The organism is Sorangium sp. So ce281 (assembly GCF_051527395.1).
GTDB lineage: Bacteria > Myxococcota_A > Polyangia > Polyangiales > Polyangiaceae > Sorangium > Sorangium cellulosum_B.
The window spans coordinates 8,557,302-8,570,204 of the sequence record NZ_CP150322.1; the positions used below are offsets into that span (position 1 = coordinate 8,557,302).

The 12,903-nt window shown below is 78.5% G+C and carries 1 protein-coding gene; it reads right to left on the reverse strand.

Annotation, left to right across the window (positions count from 1 at the left end; genetic code table 11):
* Positions 1-169: 169 nt before the first annotated feature.
* Positions 170-12,337, reverse strand: coding sequence for a tetratricopeptide repeat protein (locus WMF27_RS32585; RefSeq protein WP_437764969.1), 12,168 nt, complete (start codon positions 12,335-12,337; stop codon positions 170-172).
* Positions 12,338-12,903 lie beyond the last annotated feature (566 nt).

Genomic DNA, 12,903 nt, shown 5'->3' on the forward strand with positions numbered 1-12,903 from the left:
CCGCCGGGAAGGGCGGCGGCGCGGCGCCGTCGCGGGCCGGAGAGCGTCAAAAAACGCCTGGAGTCGCGCGGTTTTGCGCGCTCCACGCCCCTGCGCGCGCCGCCTGGGGCGGCCGCGGAGGCGGCCTCCGCGACCTGGGCATACCCGCGGAGACGCGCGGGACAGGCCCTCAGCCGGCGCGCAGCTCGTCGAGCAGCGCCCGGGCCGCCTCGAGCGAACCGTCCTCCGAGACGGACTTGTCGAGCATCAGGCGCGCTTTCCGGCGGTCGCCGGCCGCGAGCGCCATCGCCCCGAGGTGGTAATAGGCGAGCGCCCGCGCGGCGGGCGTCGTGCCTCCCTCGCCGGGCTCGGGGGAAATCTTCATCAGGGTGACCGCGCGGTAAGCGCGCGCGGCGATGTCCTCCTCCCCCAGCCCGAGCGCGCTCTCGCCGAGCTCCATGGCGATCTCGCCGTTCTGAGGATCGTTCTCGAGCGCCCTCGTGAGCGCCGTGAGCGACTCGTGCAGATTCCCCTCGGCGTCCTCGATCCGCGCGACGCGGTGGTAGACGGCGCCGAGGTGCCGTGAGCGGCGCCCCTTGGCAGCGACGATGAGCTCGGCGGTGACCGCGCGCGCCTCCCTCGAGTCGCCCGCGGCGCTCAGCGCGTCGACGAGCAGGAGGGCGACCTCGCTCTCCTCGGGGCGCAGGGAGCGCGCCTCCCGGAGCGCCGCGGCCGCTTGCGCGGCGTCGCCGGCGTCGAGCAGCAGGCGGCCGGCGGCGACGAGGAGCGTGAAGCGGCCGGCCACGTCGGACGCCGCGGCGGCGTCCTCGAGCGTGATGGCGGCGAGCTCGCGGTTCGCGCCGATCTCGGCGTAGAGCGCGCGCAGGCGGTCGCGGATCTCGGTATTGCCCGGCGCGGCGCGGAGCGCGCGCTCGAGCCCGCCGCGGGCGTCGCCCAGGTGGCCCCCGCGCGCGCAGGCGCCGGCCAGGAGGAGCGCCGTGGCGACGAGGGCGTCGCCCTCCTCGAGCGCGATGAGCCTGCGGTAGACGGCGCTCGCGGCGTCCCACCGCGCGGCGGACTCCTCGAGGCCGGCGAGCGCCTTGAGCGCGGCGCGGTCCTTGGAGTCGGCGTGGAGCAGATCGCCGAGGTGGGCGCGCGCGCGCTCGACGTCGCCCGAGCGCGCGAGGATCTCGGCGAGGCGCAGCCGGAGCGCGCGCGGCGAGGCGGCGCCCGCCGCCCCCGCCGCGGCCTCGCTGGGCGCGCCCGCGGCCTCGGCGTCGGCGGACCGCGCCGCCGCGCGCGCGAGCGCCCGCTCGAGCCCGGCGACGAGCTCGGCGGCGTACTCGGCGCCGCCGAGCGCGTAGGCGCGCTCGAGATCGGCGAGGGCGCGGTCGCCCTGGCCGAGCGCGCCGTGGACCTCGGCCCGCGCGCGGTGGAGCCACGGGTCGTCCGGGCTCGCCTCGAGCGTCGCCGTGAGCGCGCGGGCCGCGCGGGCGTGGTCGGAGACCGCGCCGCACGCGTCGATGAGCGCGATCAAGACGTCGCGATCCCCGGGCGCGACGCGGAGGGCGCGCTCGAGGAGCTCGGCCGCCGCCGCGGCGTCGCCCGCGCGATCGCGGAGGATCTCGGCGGCGCGGCAGAGCGACTCGACGCGCGCCTCGTCGCCGTCGGCGCCGTGCGCCGTGAGCACGTGGAGCTCGGCGAGGGCGTGCCAGGCCTCGCGGGCCGCGTAGCGCGACGCGAGCTCCTCGCGGAGCCGGTCGTTCGCGGGGCAGACGGCGTACCCGGCCTTGAGGGCGGCCTCCGCCGCGGCGTCGTCGCCGCGCGCGCCGTGCAGCTCGGAGAGCTCCAGGGCGAGCTGGGCCGCCTCGCCGCCCTGCTCGGTGCGCAGGAGCTTCTCGAGCGCGTCGATGAGGTCGTCGGCGTTGTCGCGCTTCCGGCTGAGGCGCACGAGCGCGCGGAGCACGTCGCGGTTCGCGCCGTCCCAGTCCGCGGCCCCGAGGTAGACGTCGCGCGCGCCGCGATCGTCGCCGCGCTGCTCGAGGAGGGCGCCGAGGCGCATCGAGATCGACGCGATCGAGGCGACGTCCGCGCGATCCTTGGCGGCGTCGAGCTGCAGCGCGAAGAGCTCGCCGAGCTCGTCGGTGCGGCCGGCCTCCTCGAGCATCGTGGCGAGGAGGATGGCGGCCTCCACCTGGGTCGGATCCTCGTCGAGGATGTCGCGGAGCAGGATCGCCGCCTCCTCCGGCGACTCCCGCGCGAGCAGGCGCGCGCGCTCGAGGCGCAGCGCGCAGCGCTCGGAGAGATCGTCGACGAGGGGCGCCGTCTCCTCGAGCAGCGCGGAGAGGCGCGCGGCGTCGCCGCTCCGCCGGTACACGCCGGCGAGGGGCGTCCAGATCTCGCGCTCGGCGGGCTCGCGGGCGCGGAGCTCCTCGTAGAGGCGCGCGGCGCGGGAGAGGTCGGCGAGCGGGCCGGCGGCGAGCTCCGCGGCGTGCAGGAGCAGCGCGCGCTCCTCCTCGGGCGCCGAGGCGCGCGCGGCGCGCTCGCAGAGCGACGCGGCGGCCGCGAGATCGCCGGCCTCCTCGCGGAGCTCCGCGAGCGCGACGAGCGCCCACGCGGAGCCGGACGGATCGGACGAATCGGACGAACCGGACGAACCGGACGATGACCGCGCGCCCGGGCCGACGATGCGCAGCAGGATCGACTCGGCCAGCCCGCGATCGCCGAGCGCGCGGGCGGTGCGGACGGCCTCCTCGAGGACCCCGGGGCCCTCGACCTCGGCGAGGAGCAGCAGCGCGTCCACGAGGGCGCGCGGCCGCCCGCCCTGCCGGGCGAGGCGCTCGAAGAGGCGGATCGCGCGCGGGTTCCTCGGATCGGTGCGGAGCGCGTCGCGCAGGATCGCCTCGGCCAGGTCCGGATCGGCGTGGAGGTCGAGCGCCTCTTCGAGGAGCGAGATCGCCTGATCGACGTCCGCCGCGTCCGCCGCGAGCAGCGCGGCCAGGCGGTACCGCGGCCCGGCGCGATCCGCGCCGCCCGCGGGGGCGGCCGGGGCGTCGGCGAGGCCGATGCGCTTGCGGAGGGCGTCCGCCTGCGCGGCGCGATCGCCGAGGCGCGCGTAGATGGCCTCGAGCGAGCTCCACAGCTGCTCGATGTCGGCGCCCGCGTCGCGGCCCGCGGGCGGCGCGCCGGCCGCGATCTTCGCCTCCGCGCGGCGGTAGACGGCCGCGGCGCGCTCCTGATCGGCCGGCGAGAGCTCGAGGGCGCGGCCGAAGCGGAGCAGGAGCGCGACCTCGTACGGCTCGGAGGCGGCCCGGGCGACGAGCCGCTCGACGAGGTCGAGGTAGCGCTGCGTCTGGCCCGAGCGGCGCGCGAGCTCGAGGGCGGCGTCGTGCGCGGCGCCGGCGCCCGGCGTGAGATCGAGGGCCCGCAGGCGGGCCGAGAGCGCGAGCTCCGGGCGATCGAGCGGGCCTTCGTAGAGCGACGCGAGCTCGCCGAGCGCCGCGGCGGCGTCCTCGGCGGGCCCCTCGGCAGGGCCGGCGAGCCGCGCCTCGAGGGCGCGCGCGAGCAGGTCGTGGCGCCCGCGGGCGCGCAGCGCGGCGAGGAGCTTCTCGTGCTCGGCGTCGCTCTCCCGCGCCGCCTCGAAGGCGGACTCGACGTACTCCGCCTCGCGGTCGGGCGCCCCCTGCCGGCGCGCGATCTCGCCGAGCGCGAGCAGGACCTCGGCCCGGCTGAACGAGGTCCCCGACGGGAGGACCACGCTGGAGCGCGTCGGCGGCATCGTGCTGCGCCGCGCGCCGACGAGCCCCTCGCCCTCGTCGCGGGGCCGGCGCGCGACGAGCAGCAGCGCGCGGTAGGCGCGGTGCGCGCGCTCGAGCTGGCCGTCCTCGAGGGCGAGGCCGGCGAGGCCGTGGAGCGCGTCGGGGTGCGCGGGGTCGACGCGCAGCGCGAGGTCGAACTCCGCCATCGCGCGGGCGCGATCGCCCGTGGCGAGCGCGACGCGGGCGAGCTCGTAGTGGACGAACGCGCGCTCCTTGGGGCGGCGGGTGCCGAAGTCGGCGATGATCCCGCGCAGGGCCGCGGTCGCGTCGTCGGTCCTGCCGGCGGCGGAGAGGGCGCGGCTCCGCGCGAGGCGCAGCGAGAGGTCGTCCGGCGCGAGCGCGATGGCCTCGTCGAACAGCGGGATCGCGGCGGCGGGCGAGCCGCCGCGCGTGAGGTAGAGGTCAGCGGCCTCGCGGAGGAGCGAGAGCCGGGCCGGCGCCTCGTCGGCGCGCGCGGCGTCGCCCGCGATGAGCGCGGCCAGGGCGCTCCACGCGCCCGACGCGCGGTAGAGGTACGCGAGCCGCTCGCGCAGCGGCGCGGGCTGCGCGGCGCGGGGCAGCGCTCGCTCCAGGGCGGCGCGGGCGCGATCGGGCTCGCCGGCGGTGAGGTGCGCGTCCGCGAGGCGGAGCGCCGCCTGGTGCAGCTCCTCGGGCGCCGCGCCGGCGCAGAGCCGCTCGAGCGCCTCGGCGGCGGCCGCGTGCTCGCCCCGGCGCGCGAGCAGCCGGGCGAGGGCGTCGAGCGCCTCGACGGACCCGATGTCCGCGGCGCGGCGGTAGCTGGCGATGGCGCGCTCGGGCTCGTTGAGCTCGTGCTCGGCGAGGGACGCCGCCTGGAGCCAGAGCTCGGCGTCCGCCGATCCGCGCGCGGCCGCCTGCTCCTCGCGGAGCAGCATGAGCTCGCGGTGCAGCCCGCCCGCCTCGAGGAGCGCGGCGAGCCTGTCGATCGACGGGCCGTGCCCCGGGCTCTCCGCGAGGTTCTGGCGGAGCAGCGCGATCGCCTCGGACGCGCGCGTGGCGTCCGCGAGGAGCTCCGCGGCGTCGTAGCGGAGCGCGACGCGGCGATCGAGATCGCCAGAGACCTCGATCTGCAGCTCGCGCAGGCGCACGAGCTCCTCGCGCCGCCCGGCCGCCCGGAGCAGCGCGGCGAGGCTCTCGCCGACCGACTCGTCCGTCGGATCGTCCGCGAACAGCCCGCCGTAGAGGGCGATCGCCTCGCCGGGCTCCGCCGCCTCGGCGGCGACGCGAAGCAGCCGGCGCCGCTCGCTCGACGCGAACGGGAGCGCGGCGCCACGCCGGCACAGCGCGACGACCTGCGGCCTGTCACCCGCGCCCGCGAGCATGCCGACGAGCGCGTCGATCGCCCAGAGGGCGGCGCGCGAGGCCGGCCACGCGCCGGGCCCAGGGGGCTGCTCCTCCTCGTCGGCGAGGCGCTGCACGGCGATCTCGAGGAGCTCCGCCGCGATCGCGCGGGCCCGCGCCGCGTCGCCCGCGTCGCGCGCCGCCTCCACGGCCTCGCGGTAGAGGGCGAGGTCGTGCCCGGTCGCCGCGGCGAGCCGGAGCAGCGTCGGGACGAGCGAGGGCCCGCGCCGCCGCCGCAGGAGCTCCGCGAGATCGAGGAGGATCGCGCGGTTCGCCGGGTCGTGGAGGAGCGCGCGCTCGAACGCGCGCTCGGCGGCGTCCTCGTCGGCGCGCGCGTCGCGGTGCCAGCGGCCCACGCGGGCCGTGAGGTCGCGGAGCGTGGCGGCGGGGACGTCGCCGCGGCGCTCGAGGGCGGGCAGCGCGTCGGCGATCGTGTGCCAGCGGCCCGCGAGGTCCGTGAGCCGCAGGAGCCCCTCGGGCGGCTCGGCGCCGGGCGACAGGAGGAACGCGCGGAAGACGAGCTCGAAGGCGCCCTCCCGGTCGTCGCCTCGCTCCTCGAGGAGCGCCGCGGAGGCCTTCAGGATGGCGACCCGCTCGGCGTCCGTCCCGGCCGCGGCGAGCCGCGGCTCGAGCAGCGCGATCTGGCCGCGCCAGTCGTCCGCGTCGGCGCAGATCTCGAGCAACGCGCCGACGGCGGCGACCAGCGCGCCGCGGTGCTCGGCCGACGCCGGGTCGATGCGGCGGAGCAGCTCCTCGAGCCCCGCGCGCGGCGCGGGCGGGCGCGCGTCCCGCTCGCCCCCTTCGGCCGCCCCCCACTCGCCCTCCCCGCCAAAGCCCTCGACGCCCGCGCGGCGCGCGTCCCGCTCGGCCTCGTGCGCGCGGCGGTAGCCCTTCACGGCGAGCTCCCACGCGAGCGTGCGATCGCGGTGCGTGTCGCCGAGGCGCTGGAAGAGCTCCACGCTGCGCGCCGCGCCCGCCCCGCCGGGGAGCGCGCCGGCCGCGGACGCCTCGACCTCGAGCAGCGCGACGAGGTCGCCCCAGCGCTCCGCGCGCGTGTAGAGCGCGGCCAGCGCGTCGCCGCTCTCCGGGTCGGGCGCGAGCTCCTCGCGGATGCGGCGCCAGGTGGCGATGGCCTCGTCGGCGTCGCCGAGCTCGCGCTCGAAGAGCCGCGCGACGCGCCCGAGATCGCGCCGGCCGCCCGCGCCGCCGCGCACGGCCGCGCGGCGCTCCAGCACGGCCGCGAGCTCGCGGTACCGCCCGCCCTCCTCGAGGAGCGCCGCGAGGCCGTCGAGCGCCGCGAGATCCTGGCGGTCGTCGACGAGGCGCGCCGAGTACGCCGCGATCGCCCGGGCCTCGTCGCCGAGCCGCGAGGAGGCGAGCCGCGCGAGCTCGCCGAGGGCCTCGCGCCGCGCCGCCGGGTCCGTCTCGATCGCGGCGAGCGTGTCGAGCACGTCGCACCGCTCGGCGACGCGATCGCCCTCAGCGAAGAGCCGATCGAGCGCGCGGGCGGCGTCCCGCGCGGCCTCCCCGTCGCCGCTCGCCTCGGCGAGCGAGAAGAGCCGGCGGAAGAGCGCGATCGCCCCGTCGGCGTCGCCGAGCCGGTCGCGGCGGAGGAGCGCGGCGTCGCGCACGAGCGAGAGCGCCTGCCGCGCGTCGCCGGCGCGCGGCTCGGCCGCGGCGAGGACCTCGGCGAGGCGGTCGTGCCGGCCGAGGCGCTCGGCGAGCTCGGCGAGCTCCGCGCGATCGGCGGCCTCCGACGGCCTGAGCTCGACGAGCTCGGCGAGCCGCGCGAACGCGCCCGGCTCGTCGCCGAGGGCGTCGCGGCGCAGCCGCACGATCTCGCGCAGCAGCGCCGGGCGATCGCCGGCGTCGGCGCCCTCGAGCTGGATCTCGAGCACGCGCACGAGGTCCGTGGGCCTCGCCTCCTCGCGGTGGTGCTTCGCGAGCAGCGCGGCCGACCGCTGCCGCGCCGCGCGCGCATCGAGCGCGCCGGCCTCGCCGGCGGGCGCCTGCTCGGGCGGCAGCGCCCCGAGGATCCGCTCGAGCAACGCGAAGGCGTCGATGGGGCGCGGCGCCGCGCGGGCGGCGCGCGGCTCCGGGGGCGCGTCGAGGAGCTGCTCGACCACGGGGAGCGCCGACGCGGCGTCGCCGACCCCGTCGATCCAGAGGAGCGCGACGCGCTCGCGGAGCCGATCCGCGGCGTCGCCGGAGAGCCTCGGCAGCTCGACCGACAGGAGATCGATGAGCGGGCGGTGCCTGCCGTGCCGCTCGTAGAGCCGCTCGAGCGCGGCGCGGGTGCGCGCGTCGTCCTGGAGCGGGAGGAGCTGCTCGAGGTAGCGCATCGTGCGCTCGCCGTCGCCGGCGAGGTCGCGCGCGACGGCCGCGGCGTCCTCCAGGAGGAAGACGCGCTCGTCGGCCGCCGAGGTGCGCTCGAGCATCACGTCGTAGAGCGCGAAGAGGTCCTCCCAGCGCTCGGCCGCGTTGTAGGCGAGCTTCAGCCGCTCGAAGCCCCAGAGCGAGCCAGGCACGAGCTCGACGAGCCGGCGGAGCAGCGCGAGGGCGGCCTCCGGCGCGTCGAACCACTCCTCGTGGTGCTCGACGGCGCGCCGGCCGATCTCCTCGGCGATGTCGGGCGGGAGCGCCGCGCCCACGTCGAGCGCCGCGGCGTGCGCGGCCGCGACGCGCTCGGGCTGCTTCGCCCGGCGGCCGAGCTCCTCGAGCCGATCCCAGAGGGCGAGCTCGCCCGGCAGCTCGGAGACCGCGCGCAGGGCGGCGTCGAGGCCGCGCGGCGCGTCGTGGTCGTGGTGATCGAGCAGGCGCTCGAACCAGCCGCGGCGGACGGCGGCGCGCTGCGCGGCCGCGAGGCTGCCCGCGTCGAGCGGGGCGCCCGGCGCGGCGTCCGCCGGCGAGCTCGCGAGGAGGGCCTCCAGCAGCGCGACGCGCGCCTCGGGGTCGTCGAGCGCGTCGCACGCGCGCTCGAGGAGGAGCGCCGCGCGCGCCTGCGTCTCGGGACGCCCGAGCGCGCGCTGCACGATCTCGATCACCGCGGGCTCGATCGTCCCGGCCTCGATCGCGGGCGCGACCGCGTCGAGCGCGTCCGCCGGCCGATCCAGCCGATCGAAGAGGAGCGTCGCGAGCTCGACGTCGAGCGCGACGCGCGCGCTGCCCTGGCTCCGGTCGCGGCGCGCCGCGAGCACCTCCGCCGCGCCCTCGTGATCGCCCACCTCGGCGAGGAGGCGCCCCCGCGCCGCGAGCGCGTCGTCGTTCTCGGGATCCACCTCGAGCAGCCGGGCGTAGAGCGCCGCGGCCGCCGCGCGGTTGCCGATCTCCTCTTCCCACGCGGCCCACGCGGAGAGCGCCCTCGGGCGCTCGCCCTCGTGCCCGCGCTCCATGAGGAGCGTGAAGAGCCAGCGCCGGTCCACGCGGCGCGCGAGCGTGTCGGGGCTCTGCGCGAGGAACGCGCGGAACGCCTCCAGCGCGGCGGCGTCGAGCGCGCCCAGCGCGGCGTCGCCGTCGTCCTGCGGCGAGAGCAGGCGCCGGTAGACGGACGCGGCGTCGTCCTGCCGCTCGGGATCCGCGGCGAGCACGCGCGCGAGCGCCGCCTCGATCGCCCGGACCCGCGCCGCCGCCTTGCCGGCGGCCGCGCTCCCCTCCCCCCCGGCCCTCATGCGATCGCGGAGATCGAGCGCGGCGTCGACGAAGCGCGACGTCGCGCGCGCCCGGATCGCCGCGTCCTCGAGCGCGGCGAGCGCGGCGAGCGCCTCGTCGTCGGACGCCGCCGTCTCGAGCAGAACCTCGCAGACGGCCGCGAGCCGGGGCCAGGCCCCCTGCCCGCGGTAGAGCGCCGCGAGGCGGGCGGCGGCGTCGCGGTGCTTCGGCGCGACGGAGAGCACGCGCTCGTAGAGCCTCTGCGCCCGCTCCGGATCCGCGAGCGGCCCCTCGGCGAGCCCGGCGGCGCGCTGCCAGGCCGTCACCGCGGCGTCGAGGTCGCCCGGAGCGGCCTGCGCCGCCGGGGCGTCCGCCGCGCGCGCGGCGTCGGGCGCGTCGGGCGCGCGGATGCCGAACGCCGCGAGCTCGCCGAGGCGCTCCAGCCAGAGCGCCTCGTCCTGGGGATCCCCCGCGGCGGCGACGCGCCGCTCGAGCACCTCGCGGAGCAGCGCCGGGTCGCCCGCGGACAGCGCGAGCGCCTCCATCGCGGAGAGCGCGGCGCCGTCGAGCGCCGCGCCGCCCGAGAGGATCGCGCGGTAGTGCGCGACAGCGCCCGGGACCTCCCCGCCCCTCGCGGCCGCGTCGGCCATGCGCAGCTCGTGGGCGACACGCGCGTCGGGCGCCACGCCCGGGAGCCGCTCGGCCAGCGCGCCGTAGAGCGCGCCCCACGCCCCGCCCGCCGCGTACGTCTCGAGCAGCGCCTCGTACGCGGCGTCGTCGCCCGCGTCGTCCTCGATGGCCGCGCGGTACGTCGCGACCGCCCCGGCGAGGTCGCCGACGTCGCGGCGCTGGATGGTGCCGATCGCGTGCAGGAGCTCGCGCCGCCGCGCGGGCGCGCACGGCTGCGCGAGCGCCTCGCGGTAGAGCGCGAGCCGCTCCTCGGGGCTGCCCTGCTCGCGCAGGAGCGCGTCGACGCGCGCGATGAGATCGAGCGACGACGGCTCGAACGCGAGCGCGCGGCGGTAGAGGGCGAGCGCCTGCGTCACGTCGCCGCTCGCGAGCAGCGCCTCGCCCGCGCGCCGCGCGAGGTGCGACAGCGCCGGGCTGTCCACCGCGCGATCCCCGAGCGCCCCCGCGAGCGCCGGCGCGCGGCGCGCGGACTCGCTGCCGTGCTCCGTCAGCCGCTCGACCTCGGCGACCCACCGCGCGAGCCTCTCCGGCGCGTGCGCGGTCGCGAGCGAGAGCCCGCGCGCCGAGAGATCGAGCGCCTTCTTCGGGTCCCTGAGCTCGCGCTCGGCCACGGAGGCCGCCTCCTCGAGCGCCGCGAGCCTGCCCGACACGTCGGCCGGGGTCGGCGCGGACGCGCCCGGCGCCCAGACGACGGGCCCGAGCTCCGCCTTCGTTTCGAGCACGCGCACGAGCAGCGGCGCCGCCTTCTCCGCGCGCGCGATCGGCTCCAGCACCGCGCAGGCCGCGAGCCGCTGATCGTCGGTCAGCAGCAGGTGGGAGCTCTGCCGCGACGGGGAGGACTCCGCGCCGGCGGCGCCGTTGCCCGGGGGCGCGCCCAGCATCTTCTCGACCGCGAGCCGGCTCGATCGTTCGGCCGGATCGAGCGCGAGCGCCTGGCGGTACGCGGCGATCGCGCCGGCCGGATCGTCGAGCCGCGCCATGCGGATCGCGCCGATCCGGGCGAGCACCGAGGCGCGGTCCTGCCCGGCCGCGAGCTCGGCCTCGGTCTCGAGGAGCGCCTCGAGCTCGGCCCAGCGCCGCTCCTGCTCGAGCAGCGGGAGGAGCCGCGCGTGCGCCTCGCGCGACGCCCCGAACGCCGCGAGGTAGCGGCGCCAGGCGGCGACGGCGGCGGGCAGATCCGCGAGCCGGGTGCGCAGCTCGGCCGCGCGGAAGGCGAGCTCCCGCGCCGCGCGGCGGTCCGGCTCCGCCTCGGCGCGCCGCTCCAGGACCCACGCGAGGCCCTCGTGCGCCGAGGTGGCCTCGTACAGCCGCTCGAGCGCCGCGAGCGCGCCCGGCTCGCGCGAGGAGCCCGACTCCGCGAGCCTGCGGTAGGCCGCGATCGCGCCCGCGGCGTCGCCGAGCTCCTCCTCGTAGAGGCGCGCGAGCCGCTCCGCCGCGGCCTCGCGCGCATCGGCCTCCGGCTCGGCCTCGGCGAGCCGCTCGAGCGCGCCCGCGAGCCCGCGCGCGTCGCGCTCGCGCTCGCAGAGCTTCGCGAGCCCGCGGGCGGCGCGCCGCGCGGCCGCGTCGTCGGGCTCGCCGTCGAGCGCCTGCTGGAACGACGCGCGCGCCTTCCTGCCGTCCCCGAGGCCCTCGTACAGCTCACCGAGCTCGGCGGCGATGCGGGCCTTGAGCGGCTTGTCCTTGGCGCCGGCCGACGCGCGCACGAGCACGCGCGCCGCGTCGGCCTGGCGGTCGAGCGCCGACGCGAGCGCGACGAAGCGCTCGCGCACCGCCTCGTCGGACGGGTCGACCGCGAGGATCTGCTCCGACAGCGAGAACGCCGACGCGAGATCGCCGAGCCGCTGGAACTGCAGCTCGACGAGCCGCTTCTGCACCTCGACGCGGCGCGGCCCGCGCAGGTTCTCGATCTGGAGGGCCATCATCCGCGCCGCCTCCAGGGCGTCCCCGCGGCGCGCGCCGGCCGCCTCGAGCGCCGCGGCCGCGCGCACGAGGACGGTCTTGCGCGCGAGCAGGGCCTCCCCGGCGCGGAGGGCGGCCTCGTGGCCCGGGTTCTGCGCGAGCACCTCCTCGACGTGCGGCAGCGCCCGCTCGATCTCCTTGAGCGGGCCGCTGTAGAGGTCGATGAGCCGCGCGCGGATCTCGAGCGCGTCGGGCGGCGGCGCCTCCGCGGTGAGCGCCTGCTCGAGCATCCTCGCGATCTCCTGGTGCCGCCCGGCGCGCGCGTAGCGCGCCTCGAGCTCCCGGCGCGCCGAGGCGTCGCCGGGGTCGACCTTGAGGATCTGCTGGAGCAGCTTGATCGCGCGCTCCTCGTCGCTCGCGCCGCTTCCGTTGACGTCGACGAGCTCGAACGCGCGGCGGAGCAGCGACAGCTGCTCGGCGCGGTCCGCGCGGTGGCCCGCCGCGAGGGCGTAGAGGTCCGCGAGCTTCGCTGGCTCGTTCGCCTCCTGGAGGATGCGCTCGAGCCGGAAGAACGCCTCCTGATGCGAGGGCAGCACGGAGAGCGCCCGCTCGAGGTAGGGGCGAGCGCCGCCGGGGTCGCCGAAGGAGTCGGCGAGGAACTCGGCGGCGCGCACGAGGACCTCGGCCTGGGCGGTCTGCGGGAGCATCCCGAACCGCCGCTCGCCGACGAGGCGCTCGTAGGCGAACGCGAGCTCGGAGAACCGGTCGTGGCGGGCGGAGGCCTCGTGGAGCTTCGCCCAGAGCTCCGGGTGCAGGCTCCCCTTGGCCGCCGCGGCAACGAGCACGTCGAGCGCGGCCGCCTCGTTGTCGATCCCCTGCTCGAGCGCGGCTTCGAGGTTGTCGATACGAAACGAGACGCGCGCGCTCTTCGTGTCCTGCTGCATGTGGATCCGGACCTCGGCTGGCGGTGGTGCAAGGGGCCGGCGCGCCGGCGCTGCCGTCGAACCTGCGCCCGCAGTGCGCTGCGGAGCGCTGCCCAAGGTAACAGGAGCGTTTCCCAAATGGGTAAATGGGCTCGGGGACGGGGACGTGGCTCGGGCGGGAGGCCCGATCGTCGCGGGCGGCGGCCCTGCGCGGCGCGTGAGCGTGAGGGAGGGTGGAGTCGAGCACTGGCGGAGCAGAAGAGAGGAGGAGATGCGACAGCGGTGGCACGCGCGTTCTGGCGAACCGCGGCGGGCCGCACGGCCGCGCTGCGGCGCCCGTTGCGGGAGCGATGGGCTCACCGAACTGCTGAGGTCGGCTGTGCGGTTCGATTGCAGAGCGCGCGCGCACAGCGCCGTGATGGCCGCTGGCGCGAGGTGGAATGCTCGGCCCTCACGGGGCTCCCGCGCTGGCAGCTTTTCTGACGACGTGCGCCCCGGGGTGTCTACGCTGTGGCCAGCGTGGTTCGCCCGACTCACGCGCTGGTGCCCCCCATCCTGGTGAGCCAGCCCGAGAGCCTCGGTGAAAC